The sequence below is a fragment of the Neptuniibacter sp. SY11_33 genome, assembly GCF_047778025.1.
Taxonomy (GTDB): domain Bacteria; phylum Pseudomonadota; class Gammaproteobacteria; order Pseudomonadales; family Balneatricaceae; genus Neptuniibacter.
In genome coordinates this window covers 2,016,151-2,038,313 of record NZ_CP180543.1, presented here as the reverse complement: position 1 = coordinate 2,038,313, position 22,163 = coordinate 2,016,151, and the positions used below count along the sequence as shown (strand labels likewise).

The following is a 22,163-nucleotide window of genomic DNA, read 5'->3' as shown; positions in this document are numbered from 1 at the left end:
TGTGGTTTAATCGCCACATGTTTAAGCCCTTATCTATATTTATTGGATTGCGTTATACGGCAGCTAAACGCAATAACCATTTCATCTCCTTTATCTCTTTAGCCTCGATGTTGGGGCTGATGCTAGGTGTGGCTGCATTAATCATTGTCCTTTCTGTCATGAATGGCTTCGATCGAGAGTTGAAACAGCGCATTCTCGGTATGGTCCCGCACGCATCAATCAGTGGTTATGGTAAATCCATTGAAGAGTGGCCTGTACTCGTTGAATCGCTAGAACAAAACCCTCGAGTAATCGCTGCTGCGCCATTTATTCAAGCGCAAGGGATGTTAACTAGTCGCGGTGTTGTTCGTGGAGCGCTTATCAATGGTATTGATCCTGCGGAAGAGGTAGATGTTTCTATCCTTGGTGATCACATCCAATCAGGTACGCTCGATGTTTTGAATCAGCAGCGGTTTGGGATTGTTTTAGGTAATCTTTTAGCTCGTTACTTAGGCGTTAAAGTTGGAGATAAAGTTACCTTAGTTTTGCCGGAAGCATCTGTCAGTGTTGCTGGCGTTGTTCCGCGATTAAAAAGATTTACAGTTGTTGGAGTGTTTGAAGTTGGTGCTGAGCTAGATGCAAATTTGGCTTATATCAATATTAAAGATGCCGCAAAAATTAAGAGATTAGGCGATGGAGTTGATGGTATTCGTCTTAAATTTGATGATTTATTTGATGCTCCAAAAGCTGTCAGAGAAATTGCAGCAGGCCTTCAAGGTTACTACCGAACCAGCGATTGGACACGTACGCACGGCAACCTATTTCAAGCGATTCAGCTAGAGAAGCGCATGATTGGTCTTTTGTTATTCCTAATTGTGCTTGTAGCGGCTTTTAATATTGTTTCCACCCTAGTTATGGTCGTGACAGATAAAAAGGCAGATGTCGCAATTCTTAGGACCTTAGGTGCTACCCCTGGCCGAATCATGCGTGTTTTTATGGTACAAGGCACTGTGATCGGTATTTTAGGAACTTTGATGGGCGCTGTTCTAGGTGTCACCTTGGCACTTAATGTTGCTGATATTATTGGTTGGGTCGAATCAACATTTGCGATTCAGTTTTTAGATCCGAATGTATACTTTATCAGTCAATTTCCGTCTGATTTACAATGGCCTGACGTAGGTGTTATTACAGGCACTGCACTCATGATTAGTTTCCTTGCTACGATTTACCCGGCTTGGAGAGCATCCAAAACAGATCCTGCTGAGGCGCTACGATATGAGTAATCAAGAGATTGTATTGCAGGCGGCAGGGGTTTCGAAAAGCTACAGTGATGCTGGCCGAGATGTTGAAGTCCTAAAGGATTTGGACTTTGCTCTCCATAAAGGTGAGCAGTTAGCCATTATAGGCTCGTCTGGTTCAGGGAAAAGTACACTGCTTAATATTCTTGGAGGTTTGGATAAGCCTACAAAAGGTAGTGTGATCATTGATGGTCATGATCTTCACGCTGGTTCTGAAGCTAAGCGTGCGCGGGTAAGGAATGAAACCTTGGGCTTTGTATACCAATTTCATCACCTTCTTCCTGAATTTACGGCATTGGAAAATGCTTCTATGCCTTTGTTGATGAGAGATCAATCAATTGCTGAGGTAAAAGAGCAAGCGCAAGCTGTACTTGAGTCGGTAGGGTTAGGCGAACGATTACATCATAAGCCTGCACAATTAAGCGGTGGAGAAAGGCAGCGTGTGGCAATAGCTAGAGCGCTGATCGGGAAGCCTGCCGTTGTATTAATGGATGAGCCAACCGGTAACCTGGATCGAACTACAGCTCAAAGTGTGCAGGCGCTAATCGATAATCTTAATCAAGAATATGATATAGCTTTTGCGCTAGTAACACATGATCCTGAGTTAGCGCGTAAAACGGGTCGGGTACTAGAGTTAATAGATGGCAAGCTAATTGAAAAAGGGTGACTTAATGTCACCCTTTTTTATTGTTCTCTAATCTGCTTGCTTTGTACGTTTAGCTCGGTCTTTCCAGCTTTTGCCAACATGCCACGCCCAGAAACCTTGTACAGTTAGGTAGCCTAGTATACCGAATACTATCCCACATATTACAGATCCAAACAGTAGGGGCCACCAAACCAAAGACAAACTGTTTTGGATGAAATCCATACTCATCTCGAAGTCGATTTGTTGGTTTGGATCTCCAATCAGGAAATCTCCTACAAGGTACGTGAAATAAAATATTGGCGGCATAGTTAATGGATTGGTAATCCAAACTAAGCCTACAGAAATTGGAAGATTACTTCGGATCATTACCGCAAGAATTGCAGCCACGATCATCTGCATAGGAATCGGCAAAAAAGCGCAAAACAAACCCACTAAAAAGGCGCGAGAAACGGACTTTCGATTAAGGTGCCAAAGGTTAGGTTCGTGGATGTGACTGCCGAGCCAGCTAAGATGTTTGTGCTGCTTCAGCTTGTCTTCGTTTGGCATGTATTTTTTTATAAGTTTGCGCGGCATCTTCTTATTTACTTATTATGGGCTAGCAAACGGGATGAGGGTTTATTATGCCCCTTACGTTCAGTTAAGCCAAGGAAACTAAAGCATGAGATCAAGGATGATCGCGATTGCTGTTGGTTTTGCGGTGGCGCTTTTGCAGCCGCAATTACTTCCAGTGACATTTTCTACCGCTATTGTGACAGTTATAGCACCTCTACTGATTTTAGCTCCGCGTATCAGATCATCACATTTGATTTTTTTCCTTGTTAGTTTCCTCTATGTGAATCTGTGGGGAGTTGTCGAGCTTGATCAGCGTTTGCCGGAATCTCTTAAGCGTACAGACTGGAAATTGCGGGGGGTTATAACTGAGATACCTAGGCATCAACAGGATGTTGTAAGGTTCTCAGTTGACGTCGAAGATATAGAAGGATTGCAAGGGCTTGGCTCCGATGACTATTTAAAGGTTCAACGAGTGAGTCTTGCTTGGTATCAGCCTGATTTAACGCTTTCGCTGGGTGATCAAGTTGAGCTAACTGCTAGGCTCAAACCACCACATGGCCTAGTGAATCCTGCTGGCTTCGATTATGAACGTTGGTTGTTAGCTAGAGGGGTTGATGCAACTGGCTATGTCCGTGGTCAACTTGTAGTTGTTTCAGATGCAGATAGTTGGGTCAGTCGTGCTCGAATATGGATTAATGACTCCATACAAACTCAATTTGAAACTCAGCAATCGATAGCTCTGTTTCAAGCACTAACGACAGGCACAAAATCGATACTGAAATCTCATGACTGGGATCTGCTTAAGCATAGTGGAGTTGTGCACCTTGCGGTGATTAGTGGGTTGCACATTGGCTTTATGGCGTTCTGTGGCTGGTGGATCGGAAGGTTGGCTGGTGTCGTGTTTTATAGTGTTAGTTATCAGCACCAATTTCCCTATATGGGCGCATTAGCCTTAGCAGCTTTTTATCTCTTAATATCAGGCATGGGGATCCCGGCTCAACGCGCTTTTATTATGTTACTGGTCTTATTGATCACAGGTAGCAGAATGTTTTATCTGGATCATTGGACACGATGGTGGATAGCTTTCGTCGTTGTTCTTTTTTTTAATCCTATCTCTTTTTTTGAGGTTGGGTTCTGGCTCTCTTTTTCTGCTGTTGCACTGTTGATTTGGATATCTCAATTTTATCGTGGATGGCGAATGGCTTTGAATCTTCAATTCATGTTGATGATAGGTATGCTGCCTATCTACCTGTTTTACTTTTCTGGTGTGTCGGTAATAGCACCATTTTTTAATCTGATCGCTATACCGTTCTTTTCAGTGCTTGTGCCGTTATTATTCCTGCATCTTGGGCTTTCTGCCGTAGGTATGGAGCTGCTGATGCCAGTGCTTAATTGTATGTCAGATGTTTTTTGGTGGACGGTACAGTGGAACCAAAAGATAGAAACGGGTTACTGGCAGTTAGATACGCCAAATGTTTTTGTTTTAATTTTGGCTGTGCTAGTAGCGGTGTGTTTGTTGTTGCTGAGATTGACGTTGCCTTTGTCGGTGATTTTGATTCTGTTGGTGCCTGCAGTTGTTGGATCTAGTTATACGGATAAGGGGCGCTCTGAATTTAGGGCTTGGGTTTACGATGTAGGGCAAGGTTTATCTGTTAGAGTGCAAATTGGGGAATATCACTTACTTTATGATACTGGGCCATCTTATCGTTCAGGTGGAACAGCATTTGAAAGGGCGGTTTTGCCAGATTTTCAGAAGGCAAATATTGATTCAATCGATCATCTTGTTCTAAGTCATAGTGATAATGACCATGCAGGAGGCGCGACAGCTGTATTTGAGTCTACCAAGGTGGGTAGGGTAATTACATCTTACCCATATATGAATGCAGAGGTTTGTGCCGCCGACCATACTTGGCAGGTAGATGGGGTTAAGTTTACGTTTCTGGCGGGAATGGAGGGTTCGAATGATAACGATCGTTCATGTGTTCTAATGATCGAGTCGCAGAATTGCCGTTTGTTATTACCAGGAGATATTGGAGCTCAAAAAGAGCATGAAATAATTCCTAAAGTTACGCCAGGTGTTGACTGGTTAGTTGCTTCGCACCATGGAAGTAAGACCTCTTCATCATCTTTGTTTATCAATTCAATTAACCCTTCAAATGTGATCTTTAGTGCTGGATACGCGAACGCGTTTGGGCATCCTCATCCTGATGTTGTTAAAAGATTTTTAGATAGCGGGGTAAAAACGTACGAGACGGCTAAAGATGGTGCCATTATGCTAATTGCTGATGCCCATGAAGGGTGTAAAACAATAACAATGAGAGAGGATGAAAAACGATTCTGGAGATCGTTTTAATCTCTGTGATAGAGTACGCGCAGTCAAAGGAGAAATTACTGTGTTTGAGCTTTTACAATCTGGTGGTTGGATAATGATTCCAATCGTTATCTGCTCGGTTATAGCATCAGCAATCTGTTTAGAGCGATTTTGGACTCTGCGTGCGGATCGTGTAGCGCCTCCAGGGCTTTTGGCTGAAGTTTGGACCCTCATAAAGCAGCGCAATATCACTGCAGAAAGGCTAAAAGATTTAAAACGTAATAGTCCTCTAGGTCAGATTTTAGTAGCTGGTTTAAATAATGCGTCTCATGGTCGAGAGATTATGAAGGAGAGCATTCAAGAAGCTGCTGGCCAAGTCGTGCACGATCTAGAGCGTTTTTTAAACCCGCTTGGGACTATTGCTGCCATTACGCCTTTGCTTGGATTGTTAGGAACGGTGATCGGTATGATTAAGGTTTTTACTGAAATCATGATCCACGGTACAGGTAATACCAGTCTTCTTGCTGGTGGTATCTCAGAAGCGCTTATCACAACGGCGGCAGGTTTAACGATTGCCATTCCTGCGCTTATATTTCATCGCTATTTTCAACGCCGAATTGATTCCTTAGTCATTACTATGGAGCAAGAAACGGTAAAACTTATTGAAGTGATGCACGGTGAACGTGACATCGACGTCGAGTAGGTACAGGTAAGCGCATGAAATTCCCCCGCCAACGGGTAGAAGAGGTTAGTGTCAATCTGACACCATTAATTGACGTGGTGTTTTTGTTATTAATCTTTTTTATGGTTTCGACTACCTTCACTAAAGAAACACACCTTGACGTTGATTTGCCAGAGGCTTCTGGTGAGTCGGTAGTTAAAGAGATCGAAGTTCTAGAGATTTTAATTACTGATGAAGGTCATTACAGTGTTAATGGTAAGCCTTTAGTCAACACTCAGTCGAAGACGCTTCGACGCGCTTTACAAGAGTTAGCCGGTGACGATCGAGAGATGCCATTAGTTATCACTGCTGACGCTAAAACCCCGCATCAAGCTGTGGTCACTGCGATGAATGTTTCGGGACAGCTAGGGTTCAGCAAATTGAGTATTACCACTCAGGAACCTGACGCTCAATGAGTCGGTTGGAAGGGCGCTGGTACTCTAAAAAACCTGCGCCTTGTACTTTAAAGCCCTTTAGTGCCCTCTATAGATTTTTAGCTAATAGAAAAAAGAACGCTGATCTTCAACAGGCATGGGTGGCACCTGTGCCAGTTATTATTGTTGGCAACATCAGTGTAGGCGGTACAGGTAAGACTCCGTTAACGATAAGCTTAGTCGAGAGATTAAAGCGAGAGGGTTATAAACCTGGCCTCATAAGTCGAGGCTATAAGTCCAAGGCGACTCAATTTCCTTTTGACGTAACTACAGCTGAGTCACCCGAATTATCAGGTGATGAACCTTATATGCTGGCTCAGCGTTGCCAGTGTCCTGTTATTATCGATCCTAACAGACCTGCAGCGGCGCAGTATCTTTTAGATAATTACGAATGTGATCTCATTATTAGCGATGACGGATTGCAACATTACCGATTAGATCGAGATATTGAGATAGTTGTTATTGATGGCGAGCGTGGCTTAGGGAATAGGGCATTAATGCCTGCAGGCCCCCTAAGAGAGGAGCCCGACCGGCTTCGTAGTGTTGATCTAATTGTCAGTAATGGACGATTGCAGAGTAAGATTGCTGAAGCGACATCGATAGAAGAGATGGTCCTTCAACCTACAGTGTTAAAAAATTGCCTAACGGATGAGGAGCTGTCATTGGATACATTATGCGGTCGCCAAGTTCATGCTGTTGCAGGGATTGGTAATCCTCAGCGTTTTTTTAATACGCTTGAGCAAGAACTCAAAGTAACCGTTATTCCTCATGCTAAGCCTGATCATTCGTTTTATACTGTTGATGATTTTCAGTTTGGTGATGACCACCCAGTAGTGATGACAGAGAAAGATGCGGTAAAAGTTACTGAGTTTGCTGAGTCGCACTGTTGGTATTTACAAATTAAAGCGCAGTTGCCTGAGATGTTTTATACGCAGCTGCTAGATAAATTAAAGATTGCTATAGCTAATAAAAGGTAAAACACAAAATGGATAAGAAGTTGTTGGATATTCTGGTATGCCCAGTTGCCAAAACACCTTTGGAATACAATGAGAGCACTAATGAGCTTTTCTCTAAAGCGAGTGGGTTAGCTTATCCAATTCGTGACGATATCCCTGTGTTACTAGAAACTGAAGCGCGTGAGCTAACCTTAGAAGAACGCGAGCAGGATTAAGTTATGGGTTTTTCTGTCATTATACCGGCCCGATATGCCTCGACTCGCTTTCCGGGTAAGCCGTTAGCTGACCTCAATGGCAAGCCTATGGTGCAGCACGTGTATGAGCGCGCGTGTGAAAGTGAAGCGGATCGCGTTCTTATTGCTACAGATGATCAGCGAATCGCTGATGTCGCCCAGTCATTTGGCGCTGAAGTTTGTATGACTTCATCTGATCATGCTTCTGGTACAGATCGTTTGCAACAGGTTGTTAGCAACTTAGGTTACTACGCCGATGATATCGTCGTAAATGTACAAGGTGATGAGCCATTAGTGCCTGCTCGAATCATTAATCAAGTTGCGCATAACCTTCGTGCTGAACCTGAAGCAAGTATTGCTACGCTTAGTGAGCCAATCACTGATATTGAAAGTTTGCTCAATCCAAATGTTGTCAAAGTGGTTAGTGATGTTCGGGGGATGGCGCTTTATTTTAGTCGTGCACCAATTCCATGGCCTCGTAATAGCTTTACGGAAGATGCGAACCGTGATGTGATGCCAGAAGGTTTTGCATGGCAGCGGCATATTGGGATTTATGCATATCGTGTGAAACTGCTTAACGATTTTGTTAAGTGGCCCTCAGCGCCGATAGAAGAGACAGAGTGCCTTGAACAACTTCGTGCGATGTGGAATGGCGCTCGAATTCATGTGGCGGAAGCCGATGAGCAACCTCCAGCAGGCGTAGATACACCAGAAGATCTGGAACGACTTCGTCGATTGTTTTAAATGCTTTTTATTAAACGTTGCAGCCAAGTATAGAGTGAATATCTTCGTGCTTGGCTATTCTTTCTCTGTGTATTTTTTTACAGCCTTTTGTTAGCATGTTTGCGTTTTCTAACTCTGATTCAGTTAAGAAAGAGGTATTAGCTTTAGCGGTTAACGAACCTGCAGCTATCGCGGATGGTAAAGTTGGATATGCTAATGAAGCCTTTTCGAAATTGAAAAAGCTATATGTGTATACCGAGTATGACAAAGTTATATCTCTTTCTTCTCAGCAAAAAATCGGCGCTAGTATTAAGCCTGATGTTGAGGTGGTCATGGAAACGGGGCATCTGCCTATGCTAACTAAGCCTGAGGCTTTGGCAAAAATTATAGATGGGTTCGTTTCAAATCATCGGTAGTTTTTATTAACCTCATTTGCCGAGCAGGTCTCCCTGGCCTGCGCGGCTTTAATTTGTTGGATTTGTAACGCTGCCTGCCCAATAGTTTGCTTGCTAGTTGTAATTCCGCTTTCTCTAGATCTCTCTATAACTTCTTTGCTTTAACTATTTTGGAATAATGGGATAATTACTAAAAATTAAGCCCTTAAATAATGAGTTGGTGGGAGCTAGTTAGGCCGATGGATAAAAAAATCTCCGTTTTGTTTGTGTGTTTGGGGAATATTTGTCGCTCACCAACAGCGCATGGTGTTTTTCAGACAAAAGTTTTAGAGCAAGGTTTGGCTGGTGATATACAGATCGATTCGGCTGGTACAGCGGCTTATCACGTGGGTAATCCACCTGATTCTCGCTCTTCGAAAGCTGCTAAGCGACGTGGCTATGATCTGAGCTCTTTAAGAGCTCGTCAGGCAGTTACAGTTGATTTTGATCAGTTTGATTATATTCTTGCTATGGACACTCAAAACTTGCGTGATCTCCAAGCTATATCTCCCGCTAACTACCAAGGAAAACTGTGCTTGTTTTTGGATTATGCAGGCATGAGCTCCGCTGATGTTCCAGATCCTTACTATGATGGTGAGGCTGGTTTTGAGCATGTTCTGGATCTTGTGGAGTCAGCATCAGACGGTCTACTACAGCACATTAAGAAGGAATTAAGTTAATGGCTTGGCAGAACGAAGCTGACCTTACAGCACATAATAGTTTTGGCTTTAAAGTCATTGCTGAGCATTACACGCAGGTTCAAACCGTTGAAGAATTAGAATCTGCGTTAGGTGATGTTGAAGCTAATAACTGGCCTCTATTGGTTTTAGGTGGTGGCAGTAATCTAGTTTTACGTGATCGAATTCCTGGTGCAGTTATCTCTGTTGGAATAACTGGGGTGAAGGTGCTGGCTGATGATGGAGATCAAGCAATAGTCGAAGTCGGTGCTGGTGAAAACTGGCATGCCTTTATTGGTCGTCTGTTAGAGATGGGACTGCATGGTCTAGAAAACTTAGCGCTCATACCAGGTTCAGTCGGTGCGGCACCTGTGCAAAATATTGGCGCTTACGGGGTTGAGTTAAAAGACTGCTTCCACAGTCTGACGGCTTATGACCGCAAGAATAAAGAGCTGGTTCAGATTAATCGTGAAGAATGTCAGTTTGGATATAGAGATAGTATCTTTAAATCTGCAGAACATGGTCGCTATATTATCTGGAGTGTTAGGTTTTCTTTAACTAGTACTTTCACTCCACAATTAGCATACCGTGGCTTAGCTGATGTACTGGATGCCAAGGATATTAATCAGCCAACAGCCTTAGATGTTTACACTACAGTGTGCGATATTCGTAGCTCTAAGCTTCCAGTACCTGCGGTGATAGGTAATGCCGGTAGTTTCTTTGAAAACCCAGTGATCAGTAATGAGCAATTCGATACGCTAAAGGCTAAATTCTCAAATATTGTTGGGTATCCGGAAGGAGAAGAGCATCACAAAGTTGCTGCAGGCTGGCTGATTGATCAGCTAGGCTGGAAGGGGCACAAAGGTGATGGTGTTGGTGTATTCGATAAGCAAGCCCTAGTGTTGGTCAACCTAGGTGAGGGTGATGCCGATCGTTTGTTAAGCTTAGCGTCAGATATAAAATCTTCAGTAAAGCAGCAGTATGGTATAGATCTGCATATAGAGCCTCGAATATATCCTTGTTAGTTTGAGGTTTCTTTATTGTCTAAAAAGGCGACCCATTGGGTCGCCTTTTTATTTGTATATCTTTCGGTTTGGATTGCAGATTTGTATGCGGTTATTATTCTTTAGTTTTAGTGCTTAAAGGCTAGATTGTCGACAATCTTGTGTGTTTGCCGCGTATTTGCTGATTTCTTTAAGTTTTTGTTGATCTGTGTTGTGCTTATAAATAGGCGTATCAGCCTTTTGTATTAGATTAAACAGAGATATTCTCAGTTAAAGTGTGTCTACACATTCAAGAAAGTGTCTACAATAAATAGTGTTTCGACAATAATTCCTCATAGAAGGAAGCTAATAACAAGAAACCATAAAAATCGCTTTCAGTGTCTACAATTCGTTAACTTATGGGAAAGAGGCCAGAGTGCATGACTTATAGAGCAGAATATTCTAAGTCTATTGAGGCGCCAGAAGAGTTTTGGAAAGAAAAGGCGCAAGATCTGAAATGGTTTAAAGCACCTGAAAAGATTCTATCGAAAGATGAGAACGGTATTGATCGTTGGTTTGCTGATGGTGAGATGAACACTGCCTATCTTGCATTGGATTACCATGTCGAAAATGGTCGTGCTGATACTACAGCGATCATCTACGATTCCCCGGTTACAGGTCAAAAACGTAAGATTAGTTACCTTGAGCTAAGAGATGAGGTAGCTAAATTTGCAGGTGTGCTTAAATCTCAAGGCGTTGAAAAAGGTGATCGTGTAGTTATCTATATGCCGATGATCCCTGAAGCGGTTGTTGCGATGCTTGCTGTGGCACGTTTAGGTGCAATTCATTCTGTTGTATTTGGTGGTTTTGCGCCTCAAGAGCTGGCTGTTCGTATCGATGATGCTGAGCCTAAAGTGATTGTTTCTGCATCTTGCGGTATCGAGATTGCTAAGGTTATCGAATATAAGCCAATGCTTGATCAGGCAATTGAAAAGTCTGCTCACAAGCCTGATGCATGTGTCATTCTTCAGCGTCCGCAAGTTGAAGCTTCTTTAGTAGAAGGTCGTGATCTTGACTGGAATGAAGCGGTGGCATCTGCAGAGCCAGCTGAATGCGTGCCAGTAAAAGGTACTGATCCACTTTATATCCTTTATACCTCGGGTACTACTGGTAAGCCTAAAGGTGTTGTTCGTGATAACGGCGGTCATGCCGTTGCCATGAAGTATTCAATGAAGGCCATCTATAACGTAGAGGCTGGAGATGTTTTCTGGGCTGCTTCTGATGTGGGGTGGGTAGTAGGACACTCTTATATTGTTTATGGTCCTCTATTGGCTGGTTGCTCAACTATTGTTTACGAAGGTAAGCCTGTACGCACGCCGGATGCTGGTGCATTTTGGAGAGTTTGTGAAGAGTATAAAGCTAAAGTGCTTTTCTCGGCTCCAACTGCGTTCCGAGCGATTAAGAAAGAAGATCCGGAAGGTGAGCTGGTTAAAAACTACGATCTTTCAAACCTGCAGTCAGTATTTATGGCGGGTGAACGTCTTGATCCGCCGACTTATCACTGGACTATGGAAACGACAGGTAAGCCCGTTATCGACCATTGGTGGCAGACTGAAACCGGCTGGGCTATCTGTGGCAATATGACGGGCATTGAAACACTGGCGCCAAAAGCGGGCTCAGCAACTGTGCCAATCTCTGGCTTTAATGTGCAGATCCTCGATGCTGAAGGTAATGAGCTTGCAGCGGGTGAGCAGGGCTCTATTGCTGTAAAACTTCCATTGCCACCAAGCTGTTTCCCAACTGTTTGGGGTGACTTTGAGCGTTATCGTTCAAGTTATCTGTCTGACTATCCTGGTTACTACTGCTCTGGCGATGGCGGTTACAAAGATGAAGATGGTTATGTCTTTATCATGGGCCGTACAGATGATGTAATTAACGTAGCAGGTCATCGCCTTTCTACCGGTGAAATGGAAGAGATCGTAGCGGGTCATCAGGCTGTTGCGGAATGTGCCGTAATCGGTGTAAACGACCCACTTAAAGGTCAGCAGCCAATTGGTTTTGTATTACTTAAAAACGGCGTAGAGATTGATGAAGCAGACCTTGAGGCTGAATTGGTTGCGCTCGTGCGTAAAGAGATCGGCGCAGTTGCTTGCTTTAAGCGTGCGGTAGTTGTTGATCGTTTACCTAAAACTCGTTCCGGTAAAATTTTACGTAAATTGATGCGCCAAATTTCTGCTGGTGAAGACTATGCAGTTCCATCGACTATTGATGATCCGACAAGTTTGTCTGTCATGGAAGAGGTTATGGAAAGAAATGGCTTGGTTGGTATCTAAGTTGATTTAGATAACAGCAGAAACTAAAAAAGCCGTCTGATAATCAGGCGGCTTTTTTGTTGTTAGGCTAGAGCTTGTGCAGTTATTGCTTGGTTTCTGACTCAGATACTTTGTTGAGAATCCAATCTAATGCACAGGTCGGTAGCAAGCGCTTAAGAATGCCAAAGAGCCATGTAGGTGTGGTTACATAATAGCGAGGCCGTGGTTTTAGGCTGGTTAATGCGTGATAGAGCGCTTTGTATACGGCTTCAGGTCCCAAGGTGAAAGGGTCCTTGCTATAATCGTTGTTTGCTTTTGCAAGACGGGCTTCTACTGCATTATAGGTTTCATTATGGAAGCTGTTTTCTCTGTCGATATTCTTCTTGAAAGCAGCGAATGCATTCGCTCTAAATTGGCTTTCAATTGGGCCAGGTTCAATCAAGCTTATATGAATGTTGCTACCATCTAATTCCTGCCTTAGCGTGTCGGTCAAGCCTTCTAATGCAAATTTAGAGGCATTGTATGCACCGCGATATTGCATGGTGATGATGCCAAGTACCGAACTATTTTGAATTATGCGCCCGTGGTTTTGCTTGCGCATGATTTTGAGCGCTTTACAGGTAAGTTCGTGCGTACCAAAGAGATTGGTCTCGAATTGTTCGCGTAAAGTGTCTCTGCTTAGATCCTCAACTGCACCAGGCTGGCCATAAGCACCGTTATTAAAAAGTGCATCAAGTGTGCCATCCGTTTGTCCTAGGACCCATTCAAGCGCTTCTTCTATCGAATTGCTGTCATTTAGGTCTAGCTTTATGCTTCTCAGTCCCTCTGCGGTTAAGCGTTCGACATCTTCTTGTTTGCGGACTGTTGCAAACACTTTGAAGCCTGCATCGTGTAGCTCTTTAGCGCAGTAGTATCCAATACCAGATGAGCAGCCAGTAATGAGTATGGAATGCATAGATGACTCTTAGGAAGTAGTTGAAGTTAGATTTTAATCTTAACTTGAATTTCAGCTTAGCTTTATGATTTTTAATGATTTTTTTTAATTATGGTGAATTTTGCCTGAAAAATACATTTTATCAGCTAACCTAAATAAGGGTGGAATTAATTCCAAAGTACCATACATGTGAAAGCGTGACCTACCTATTATCTGACTGTACATACCTTTCAATAACAAAAAACAGAGGAAAAGCATTATGTGGACTAAGCCTGCTTACACTGATTTGCGTATCGGTTTTGAAGTTACTATGTACTTCGCAAACCGTTAATAGCAAAGCTGTTACGTATTTTTAAATTACCCCGGCTATATGTCGGGGTAATTTATCTTGGAAGGACCCAAATCCCGTTCGAGGATTTTTCAAAACAACTTTTCTCATGCGACCCTGCCTTTTTCCTGATATTTTACTGCAGGATGTCGACGGTTATTAAGTAGAAGAATAACAATGAAAGTACAAGTATTAGGCTCTGCCGCTGGTGGCGGTTTCCCACAGTGGAACTGTAACTGTAAAAACTGCACGGGTGTTCGTGCAGGTACAATTAATGCAAAACCACGCACTCAATCTTCAATTACTGTAAGTGTGGATGGTGAAAACTGGATTCTTTTTAATACATCTCCAGATATTCGTGAGCAGCTGGCTAATTTTGGTCCTATGCAGCCTAACCGCTCAATTCGTGATACGGGTATTGCTGCAATCGTATATATGGATAGCCAAATCGACCACACGACGGGCTTGTTAATGCTGCGTGAAGGTTGTCCGCATAATATTTGGTGTACGGAGATGGTTGAGCAGGACCTGACTACAGGTTTTCCTGTGTTTAATATGCTTAAGCATTGGAATGGTGGTAACAATATCAATCGTATTCCAATCGGTGAGAATGACAATGCTTTTGTTATTCCTCAAGTGCCAGAGCTTAAGCTTACTGCTGTGCCGCTACTAAGTAGTGCGCCTCCTTATTCTCCTCATAGAGATGACCCGCACCCAGGTGATAATATCGGAATTCAAATCGAAGACACTCGTACGGGTAAAAAACTGTTCTATGCGCCTGGTCTTGGTCAGATCGAGCCTCATTTACGCGCTTACATGGAGTCTGCAGATGTACTGTTGGTTGATGGTACTATTTGGCAGGAAGATGAGCTTATCGTCACCGGTGTTGGTGATAAGCTAGGTGTTGCAATGGGTCATCTGCCTCAGTCTGGTGAGGGTGGCATGATTGAGTATCTAGATACGTTGGAAAACCCGCGTAAGATTCTCATCCACATCAATAATACCAACCCGATCTTAGATGAAGATTCTCCTGAGCGTGCTGAAGTTGAATCTCATGATATTGAAATTTCTTATGACGGAATGTCTATAGAGCTTTGATTTCGGGAAGTGTGTAGAGGTTAATATAAAAAATGAGTAGTGCAGAAGATAAGAAGCCTTTAACGCGTGATGAATTTGAAAAGGCTCTAAGAGCTAAAGGTGATTTCTACCATACGCAGCACCCTTACCATATTGCTATGTATGAAGGTAAGTCTACGCCTGAGCAAATTCGTGGTTGGGTAGCTAACCGTTTTTACTATCAGATCAGTATTCCAGTAAAGGATGCTGCGATTATGGCTAACTGCCCCGATCGTGAAGTGCGCCGTCACTGGGTGCAGCGTGTGCTTGATCATGATGGTTTTGAGGGTGCTGAGGGCGGTATTGAAGCTTGGTTGCGCTTAGGTGAAGCTGTAGGTATGACCCGTGAAGAGATTCTATCTGGTGAGCATGTTTTACCGGGTGTTCGCTTTGCAGTAGATGCGTATATTAACTTTGCACGTCGTGCAACTTGGCAAGAAGCTGCGAGTTCTTCTTTAACTGAGCTATTTGCGCCGACGATTCATCAAAATCGCCTAGATACCTGGCCTGATCATTACCCATGGATCAAGGAAGATGGTTATCAATATTTCCGTAACCGTCTAACTGAGGCACGTCGTGATGTAGTTCATGGTCTTGAGATTACGCTTGATCACTATACAACGCGCGCGCAGCAAGATCGTATGCTTGAGATCCTTCAATTTAAGCTTGATGTTCTGTGGACTATGCTGGATGCCATGACTATGGCGTATGAGTATGAGCGTGCACCTTATCACACAGTAACCGATCAGAAGGTTTATCACCGAGGATTGTTTAATGACTGATTCGGTAGCTTTTGTGTCATCGGATGTTCCTGTGCTGAACAATATGTTTCGCTTTCAGTGGGAGAAGGCTCAGGATTGTTATGTTCTTCTTTATCCTGAAGGGATGATTCAGTTAAATGGGCCTGCAGGCGAAATAATGGCGCTGGTTGATGGTGAGCGTGACGCTGCGAAGATCATCGCAGAATTGGAGACTAAGTTTTCTGATGCTGGCGATCTTTCTGCTGATGTTCTTGAGTTTCTGACTGAGGCTAAAAAGCAAGGCTGGTTAGCTTAGATCTCTGCCTGCTCCTTGGGTACAAGGGGCAGGTTCCTTTCTAAATTTATTCCTATATATCTTTTACTTACCTGTTATAGGTCATCTTTTTTGTGCGTTTATTTGGTGCTTTGGTAGTAGTTCATTGCTACCATTTAAGTCTGCACAAACTGGCTGTCGAGAGTGATGATAGCTATAGTTGATAATAATAATTTGTGAAAGACTTTATGACTTCTTCCTCTTGTAACGGCTCACCTTCACGTCCAAATATTGGTCATCCTGTAGAAAAAACTCACGGTCGCCCTTTGTGGTTGTTGGCAGAGTTAACTTATAAATGCCCACTGCAGTGCCCGTATTGTTCTAATCCTCTGGATTTTGCTGATTTTGGCGGTGAATTAACAACGCAGCAGTGGTTAGATGTATTTCAGCAGGGCAGGGAGTTAGGGGCGGTTCAGCTTGGTTTCTCAGGTGGTGAGCCTCTCGTGCGTCAGGATCTTATTGAGCTGATCGGTGGTGCTCATGAAATGGGTTATTACACCAACTTAATTACATCAGGTGTTGGCCTTAATGAGCGTAAGATGGCTGAATTCCACAAGGCAGGCTTAGATCATATTCAGGTCAGCTTTCAGGCTAGTGACGAATCCGTTAATAACATGGTTGCGGGCTCTAAAAAAGCCTTCCAGCAAAAGCTTAAAATGGCTAGAGAAGTTAAGGCTCAGGGTTACCCTATGGTGCTTAACTTCGTCACACACCGTCATAATATTGATCGTATCGATAAAATAATTGAGCTATGTGTAGAGCTGGAAGCTGATTATGTTGAGCTTGCAACCTGCCAGTACTATGGTTGGGCTTTTGAGAATGTAGAGCAATTGCTGCCAACGCAGGCGCAGCTAGAGCGCGCTGAGCGTATTACCAATGAGTACCGAGAAAAATTAGCAGCTCAGGGTAATCCTATTAAGCTTATTTTTGTTACGCCAGATTATTATGAAGAGCGTCCAAAAGGTTGTATGAATGGTTGGGGGCAAGTGTTCCTAACGGTTACACCAGATGGAAAGGCATTGCCTTGTCATAGTGCGCGTATGTTGCCACTAGATTTTCCAAATGTTAAAGAGATGACTCTGCAGCAAATTTGGGATGATAGCCCGGGCTTTAATTATTTCCGTGGTGACGACTGGATGAAAGAGCCGTGTCGTAGCTGTGATGAAAAGGATAAAGATTTTGGTGGCTGTCATTGTCAGGCTTATATGCTTACTGGTGATATGCATAACGCGGATCCTGTGTGTTCGAAGTCCGAGCATCATCATAAGATCGTTGAGGCTAGGCAAAATGCTGAGAACGTTGTGAATAATCCTGATGATTTTGTTTATCGTAATGATCGTAACTCTCGGGTGTTTGCAAAAGGTTAGCCTTAGTTGTCATGGCAAATTTAAATCCTCCTGGTTTTTGGGCTTCATCCCTATCAGAGGCTGATGCTATTAGTGCTGGTGTTGATTATAGTCAGCTGCAAATAGGTCAGACTGGTGATCTATATTGGGTTGAGCAACGACCAAGTGAAGGCGGCCGTTGCTGTATCTGTTTTGAATTAGAGTCTCAACCGGGTGTTCAGCACGAATTAACACCATCAAAGTATAGTGTTCAAAGTAAAGTTTATGAGTACGGTGGTCGAGGTTGGGCTCTGCTGGACGACGCGTTGGTCTTTGTTAATGCTGGTGATCAACAAATTTATAAACAGAGTCTCACCGGACCTTGCGGTGTCGTTCAGATAACTAATAAAACCAATGAGCGATATATTGAGCCTATATGGGATAAAACCCGAGATCGCTTGATTGCCATTCAAGAGGTTCATACTGAAGCAGGTGTTATAAATCGGATCGTTGCGATCAGTATATCTGACGGTTCTGCAGAAGTTTTGGTCGAGGGTGCTGATTTTTATAGCTACCCTGTGATCAATCCGCAGGGTACAGTGCTTGCATTTATTAGTTGGAATCATCCTCATCAGCCGTGGACTTCCACTCAATTTTCTTATCTTGATCTAACTGAATCAGAGTCTGATAGGCCTATCTGTATTGCAGGTCGTATTTCTGAAGAGGCGCTATCTCAACCATATTTCTCGCCGCAGGGCGAGTTGTATGTCGTTACTGATCGCTCTGGTTGGTGGAATATCTATAGAAGCGATTTAAATAGTCACGAGTTGGTGCCTGTTGAGAAAGAGTCTTGCGATATGATTTCTGCACCCTGGCAGTCGGGCCTAACGCATTACGCTGAAACCTCGTCAAAAGTTGTTTCGATTCATCATAAGCATGAAGGGTCTGAGATCATGCTTGATGGTGTTTCTTTAGCGCCTGAATTCGCCTACTTTAAAGCATTAGTTGCCGCTGGTGATTGGGTTTGTGTAGTGGCAGCAGCTAAGGATCGACTTGTTTCAGTAGTTAAGGTTAATGCTGTAACTGCTGAAGTTAGAGTTGTTGCGGGCGGGGATTTGCCATTAGTAGGTGCGGATTGCTCTTTTGCGCAGCCTATGAATTTCGCTAAAGCTGGTTCTGCTTGCTATGGCTATTTTTATTCTCCAGCCAATAGTCAGTATTCAGTTGATGGTGCTCAAGTTCCTCTCGTTGTGTTTCTTCATGGTGGGCCGACGGCTGCAACTTATCCTGTCTTGAATATGAAGATCCAATATTGGACTCAGCGCGGATTTTCAGTATTGGATTTAAATTATCGGGGTAGTAGTAACTATGGCCGAGCTTACCGCAATTGCCTTCAGCATCAATGGGGTGTTGTGGAGATAGAAGATATTAATTCAGCAATAAAGGAGCTGGTTGGGTCGGGTCGTGTAGATAAGGATGCGATTTTTGTTCGTGGTAATAGCTCAGGTGGTTTTTCAGCGCTGAGTGCGGTTTATAAGCTTGATTGTTTTGCCGCAGCTGCAAGTTTATATGGAGTCACGGATCCACTAGTTCTTGATGGTTGTACCCATAAATTTGAATCAAACTATCTTCAGTGGCTAATTGGCGATCCTGTTACTGAAGAGTCTGTTTATCGTGATCGTGCCCCTTTAAATAATGTTCATCGCATTAATTGCCCTGTGATTTTCTTTCAAGGAGAGAAGGATCGCGTGGTGCTACCAGAGCAGACTCGTGTAATGGAAGAGGCCTTGAAGGATAGAGGGCTGGATGTTGAGGCTCATTATTTTGCTGATGAGGCTCATGGTTTCCGTAGCTCAGAAACGGCCGAGTTTGTTCTTAAAAGGGAGCTTTCGTTCTATCAAGCGGTGCTGTAACCACTCAAGTGTATTGGGGGCGAATCTGGCGTCCCACATAGGGCTGGGCTTCGGTTGGTTCTTTCGTATTAATTATAAAATACTATATATAAGCTCTGCTGAATAGAAGTCTGCCTATTGTATCTATGGGATAATTCCAGAGATATATAAAAATACTTCTAGAGTGCATAATGATGAGCTTGCAAAAAAAATATTGGTTACCGCTATTGGCAACCGCTGCGTGCAGTATGGGGTCGCATGCAGAGCAAACTACAAAGCTAGATGATGTTACGGTAATTGGTAATACGCCAATTTACGGTGTTGGTATCGAAAAAAACCGTATTGCTGCTGCTGTCCAATCTGCTAATGCTGATGATTTAGAGAAATCACAGTCTCTTAACGTAGCGGAACATCTTCGTTACAACTTCAGTAGTGTGACAATTAACGAGGCGGTAAATAATCCGTTCCAGCCAGATGTTCAATATCGCGGTTTTACTGCGTCTCCTCTCCTTGGTCTTCCTCAGGGGCTATCCGTATATGTAAATGGCGTGCGCTTTAATGAGCCATTTGGGGATACGGTAAACTGGGATCTTCTGCCTGAAGGCGCAATCGACAATATCACTTTGTTTGCCGGTTCGAACCCTGTGTTTGGTCAAAATACATTGGGTGGTGCGTTATCAATCAAAACTAAAAATGGTTTTGATAATGAAGGTAATCAGATCGAGGCTTCTATCGGTAATGACGGTCGAATGAATGTAGAAGTTCAATCGGGTGGAAATGACGGTGAGTTTGGTTATTTCGTCATTGGTAATTATTACGAAGAAGATGGATGGCGTGATCATTCACCGACTGAAGTTCAGCAAGGTTTAGCTACGTTAACATGGCGTGGTGAAAACGGTAATAACGTTGAGCTAACAGCGGCTGCTAATAATAACGTTATGATTGGTAACGGAGCTGCTCCAATCGGTTTGCTTGAGGCTGAGGGGCGAGAAAGTATTTATACTCAGCCAGACCAGACTGAAACAAATCTTGCAATACTTACCCTAAGTGGTGATACCTGGATTGATGATACTACTCAGGTTGCAGGTAATGTTTTCTATCGTCGGAATAAAGTGAAAACTTTGAACGGTGATGATAGTGACTATGGTCTTTGTTACGTTGACGCCAACAATGAAAATCCATTGGCTGCACCTGCAGGTGGTAGTGTAAATGCCACGCTTTGTGAGGCCGAAGATACACTAGAGGCCGTTGAGTTTAGAGGTTTTGATGATGACGAGCATCTAGGTGATGTTGATGCGGCGCTTCAGGCAGAATTGGTTGCTGACGATGAAGTCTTTGATGGCACGCTGAATACTTCTGAAACTAAGATGGAAAGCTTTGGTCTGGGTACTCAGGTAACTTTCCTTGATGATTTCAAGGGTAAGGAAAATCAACTTACGGTTGGTGGTAGTATTGATTACTCTCAGATTGATTTTCAGTCTGATACACAGTTTGCCCGTCTTCGTAACGAAGAGGGTGAGGATCGTGGTGTAACAGGTATCGGTATTTATGATAATGAGTCCAGCGTTCGCCTTGAAACAGATGTTACGTACATTGGCTTATTTGTCACAGATACTTTGGCTCTGAATGAAAAATTAGATCTAACCGTATCTGCTCGTTATAACTACACCAATATAGATATGGTTGGTATAGGTGAAGAGAACTTGGATCTCACTGGTGATCACTCCTTCAAGCGCTTGAATCCGGCTATAGGTCTGGCTTATCAGGCTAATGATCATATGAGCTATTACGGTAGTTATAGTGAGTCTTCTCGTGCGCCGACTCCGGCTGAGTTGAGCTGTGCTGACCCAGATGATCCATGTAAGCTTCCAAATGGCTTTGTATCAGATCCACCGCTGGAGCAAGTTGTAGCTAAGTCTTTTGAGTTGGGTGTGCGAGGTAACAGTGCTGGTTACGGCTGGTCTGCTGGTGCGTTTCATACGATGAACCATGATGACATTATCTTCCAGAATGCTGGAACGTTAGCTTCCGAGGGTTACTTTGCAAATGTTGGTAAGACTCGCCGTATGGGTGTCGAGCTGGCGGCTAATAAAAAGTATGACAATGTTGCTGTGGGTATATCTTACACATGGATGGATGCGACATTCCAGACGCCGTTCAACTCTGTGAGTACAAACAATCCTCAAGGTGATACTCGTCCAGTAGAGAAGGGTGATGCAATTCCAGGTCTGCCAGAGCACAATATCAAAATTGTCGCTGATTGGTCGGTAACTCCAAAATTTGATTTGGGTGCTGAAGTTAATTATCAGAGTAGTCAGTTCTACCGCGGTGACGAAGCGAATGAAAATGAAAAAGTAGATTCATTTGCAGTCGTTAATCTGCGAGGTCAATATAAGCTAACCAATAACGTCGAGTTGTTTGGTCGCATCGATAATGTGTTCGATAAAGATTATGAAACGTTCGGTGTATATGGTGAATCTGATGAAGTCCTTGAAGACCAAGGTATTGATGATCATCGCTTCGTAGGTCCAGGTAAGCCTCGTTCAGGTGTGGTTGGTATTCGTGCACGATTCTAATAGTTTTGCTTAGATGTGCTTAATGCGTATCTAATCCACAGACTTATATGGCTTAAGCGCTGGCAGATTTGCCGGCGCTTTTTTATGTGGAAATTAAGTGTGCGTGAGGCACTGTTTGTATTGGTGCCTAAAATAAATAGGAGAAATAACAAAATTCTGTTGTGTTTATCTGCTGGATATAACACAAACTTGTCTAGCCTCTAGCCTCTAGCCTCTAGCCTCTAGCCTCTAGCCTCTAGCCTCTAGCCTCTAGCCTCTAGCCTCTAGCCTCTAGCCTCTAGCCTCTAGCCTCTAGCCTCTAGCCTCTAGCCTCTAGCCTCTAGCCTCTAGCCTCTAGCCTCTAGCCTCTAGCCTCTAGCCTCTAGCCTCTAGCCTCTAGCCTCTAGCCTGTGGGAATCTTGTATAAATAGGCATCACTTATGGTCTGCGCCTAAAGTATTAGATGATTTCATTCTGTTGCAGAGCAGCAAATTGTAGGTGGTTAAAGGATAATGAATTTATTCAAGAACAGCTTGTGTTCTTACATCCACTCTCTGGCTTTGAGTTTCTATCTAAGAGCTCTAACCGTCGTACTTCGCCTGCTTAGTTAGCAGGCTTTTTTTTGCCTAAAGCAAAGCTCTTATCATCTGCTGAATAGCGAATAGCGAATAGCGAATAGC

21 protein-coding genes are annotated in these 22,163 nt (G+C 43.4%); 19 read left to right on the top strand and 2 right to left on the bottom strand.

Annotated elements, in window-relative coordinates; genetic code table 11:
• Nucleotides 1-17: 17 nt before the first annotated feature.
• Together ACMXYV_RS09695 and ACMXYV_RS09690 are read left to right on the top strand one after the other, a co-directional pair.
• Nucleotides 18-1,262, top strand: a complete 1,245-nt coding sequence (locus tag ACMXYV_RS09695; RefSeq protein WP_415888300.1) for a lipoprotein-releasing ABC transporter permease subunit — start codon at nt 18-20, stop codon at nt 1,260-1,262.
• A complete protein-coding gene (locus ACMXYV_RS09690) occupies nt 1,255-1,944 on the top strand; it encodes an ABC transporter ATP-binding protein (RefSeq protein WP_415888299.1) in 690 nt (229 codons plus the stop codon). Before ACMXYV_RS09695 ends, ACMXYV_RS09690 begins: the two co-directional genes overlap by 8 nt.
• A gap of 27 nt (nt 1,945-1,971) precedes the next feature.
• Here the strand turns inward: ACMXYV_RS09690 and ACMXYV_RS09685 are convergent, their stop codons facing one another.
• Nucleotides 1,972-2,469, bottom strand: coding sequence for a DUF2062 domain-containing protein (locus ACMXYV_RS09685; RefSeq protein WP_415888298.1), 498 nt, complete (start codon nt 2,467-2,469; stop codon nt 1,972-1,974).
• Between the two features lie 112 nt (nt 2,470-2,581).
• Here ACMXYV_RS09685 and ACMXYV_RS09680 point away from each other — a divergent pair, with 112 nt between their 5' ends.
• The 10 genes from ACMXYV_RS09680 to ACMXYV_RS09635 all read left to right on the top strand — a co-directional run bounded on the left by ACMXYV_RS09680 (nt 2,582) and on the right by ACMXYV_RS09635 (nt 12,280).
• On the top strand, nt 2,582-4,828 hold the full coding sequence (locus ACMXYV_RS09680; protein ID WP_415888297.1) for a DNA internalization-related competence protein ComEC/Rec2: 2,247 nt from the start codon (nt 2,582-2,584) through the stop codon (nt 4,826-4,828).
• Between the two features lie 40 nt (nt 4,829-4,868).
• The gene (locus ACMXYV_RS09675) at nt 4,869-5,489 is read left to right on the top strand and encodes a MotA/TolQ/ExbB proton channel family protein (RefSeq protein WP_415888296.1); all 621 of its coding nucleotides are present in this window, start codon (nt 4,869-4,871) and stop codon (nt 5,487-5,489) included.
• Between the two features lie 14 nt (nt 5,490-5,503).
• Complete coding sequence (locus tag ACMXYV_RS09670; RefSeq protein WP_415888295.1) at nt 5,504-5,923, top strand: ExbD/TolR family protein; 420 nt, start codon at nt 5,504-5,506, stop codon at nt 5,921-5,923.
• A complete protein-coding gene (lpxK, locus tag ACMXYV_RS09665; protein ID WP_415888294.1) occupies nt 5,920-6,918 on the top strand; it encodes a tetraacyldisaccharide 4'-kinase in 999 nt (332 codons plus the stop codon). The genes ACMXYV_RS09670 and lpxK overlap by 4 nt, the downstream gene beginning before the upstream one ends.
• 8 nt (nt 6,919-6,926) lie before the next feature.
• On the top strand, nt 6,927-7,112 hold the full coding sequence (locus ACMXYV_RS09660; RefSeq protein WP_415888293.1) for a Trm112 family protein: 186 nt from the start codon (nt 6,927-6,929) through the stop codon (nt 7,110-7,112).
• 3 nt (nt 7,113-7,115) lie between these two features.
• Nucleotides 7,116-7,874 carry a 3-deoxy-manno-octulosonate cytidylyltransferase gene (gene kdsB, locus ACMXYV_RS09655; protein WP_415888292.1) on the top strand — a complete coding sequence of 253 codons (759 nt, stop codon included), beginning with the start codon at nt 7,116-7,118 and terminating at the stop codon, nt 7,872-7,874.
• A 95-nt stretch (nt 7,875-7,969) separates the two neighbouring features.
• Nucleotides 7,970-8,269, top strand: a complete 300-nt coding sequence (locus ACMXYV_RS09650; RefSeq protein WP_415888291.1) for an alpha/beta fold hydrolase — start codon at nt 7,970-7,972, stop codon at nt 8,267-8,269.
• Between the two features lie 218 nt (nt 8,270-8,487).
• Nucleotides 8,488-8,967: a low molecular weight protein-tyrosine-phosphatase gene (locus ACMXYV_RS09645; protein WP_415888290.1), complete on the top strand. Its 480-nt coding sequence runs from the start codon at nt 8,488-8,490 to the stop codon at nt 8,965-8,967.
• Complete coding sequence (gene murB / locus ACMXYV_RS09640; RefSeq protein ID WP_415888289.1) at nt 8,967-9,989, top strand: UDP-N-acetylmuramate dehydrogenase; 1,023 nt, start codon at nt 8,967-8,969, stop codon at nt 9,987-9,989. Before ACMXYV_RS09645 ends, murB begins: the two co-directional genes overlap by 1 nt.
• Nucleotides 9,990-10,387: 398 nt before the next feature.
• Nucleotides 10,388-12,280 (top strand): propionyl-CoA synthetase, encoded by a 1,893-nt coding sequence (locus ACMXYV_RS09635; protein ID WP_415888288.1) that lies wholly within the window; start codon nt 10,388-10,390, stop codon nt 12,278-12,280.
• 82 nt (nt 12,281-12,362) lie between these two features.
• Here the strand turns inward: ACMXYV_RS09635 and ACMXYV_RS09630 are convergent, their stop codons facing one another.
• Nucleotides 12,363-13,214: an SDR family oxidoreductase gene (locus ACMXYV_RS09630; protein ID WP_415888287.1), complete on the bottom strand. Its 852-nt coding sequence runs from the start codon at nt 13,212-13,214 to the stop codon at nt 12,363-12,365.
• Nucleotides 13,215-13,452: 238 nt separating this feature from the next.
• Between ACMXYV_RS09630 and pqqA the strand changes: the two genes are divergently transcribed.
• The 7 genes from pqqA (at nt 13,453) to ACMXYV_RS09595 (ending at nt 21,504) form a co-directional block, all read left to right on the top strand.
• Nucleotides 13,453-13,524, top strand: a complete 72-nt coding sequence (gene pqqA, locus ACMXYV_RS09625) for a pyrroloquinoline quinone precursor peptide PqqA (RefSeq protein WP_003243383.1) — start codon at nt 13,453-13,455, stop codon at nt 13,522-13,524.
• 174 nt (nt 13,525-13,698) lie between these two features.
• Nucleotides 13,699-14,619: a pyrroloquinoline quinone biosynthesis protein PqqB gene (pqqB, locus tag ACMXYV_RS09620; protein WP_415888286.1), complete on the top strand. Its 921-nt coding sequence runs from the start codon at nt 13,699-13,701 to the stop codon at nt 14,617-14,619.
• A 32-nt stretch (nt 14,620-14,651) separates the two neighbouring features.
• Nucleotides 14,652-15,419, top strand: coding sequence for a pyrroloquinoline-quinone synthase PqqC (gene pqqC / locus ACMXYV_RS09615; RefSeq protein ID WP_415888285.1), 768 nt, complete (start codon nt 14,652-14,654; stop codon nt 15,417-15,419).
• On the top strand, nt 15,412-15,693 hold the full coding sequence (gene pqqD, locus ACMXYV_RS09610; RefSeq protein WP_415888284.1) for a pyrroloquinoline quinone biosynthesis peptide chaperone PqqD: 282 nt from the start codon (nt 15,412-15,414) through the stop codon (nt 15,691-15,693). Before pqqC ends, pqqD begins: the two co-directional genes overlap by 8 nt.
• Before the next feature lie 206 nt (nt 15,694-15,899).
• A complete protein-coding gene (gene pqqE, locus ACMXYV_RS09605; RefSeq protein WP_415888283.1) occupies nt 15,900-17,078 on the top strand; it encodes a pyrroloquinoline quinone biosynthesis protein PqqE in 1,179 nt (392 codons plus the stop codon).
• A gap of 11 nt (nt 17,079-17,089) precedes the next feature.
• A complete protein-coding gene (locus ACMXYV_RS09600) occupies nt 17,090-18,949 on the top strand; it encodes a S9 family peptidase (protein WP_415888282.1) in 1,860 nt (619 codons plus the stop codon).
• 173 nt (nt 18,950-19,122) lie between these two features.
• Nucleotides 19,123-21,504, top strand: coding sequence for a TonB-dependent receptor (locus ACMXYV_RS09595; RefSeq protein ID WP_415888281.1), 2,382 nt, complete (start codon nt 19,123-19,125; stop codon nt 21,502-21,504).
• Nucleotides 21,505-22,163: the final 659 nt, after the last annotated feature.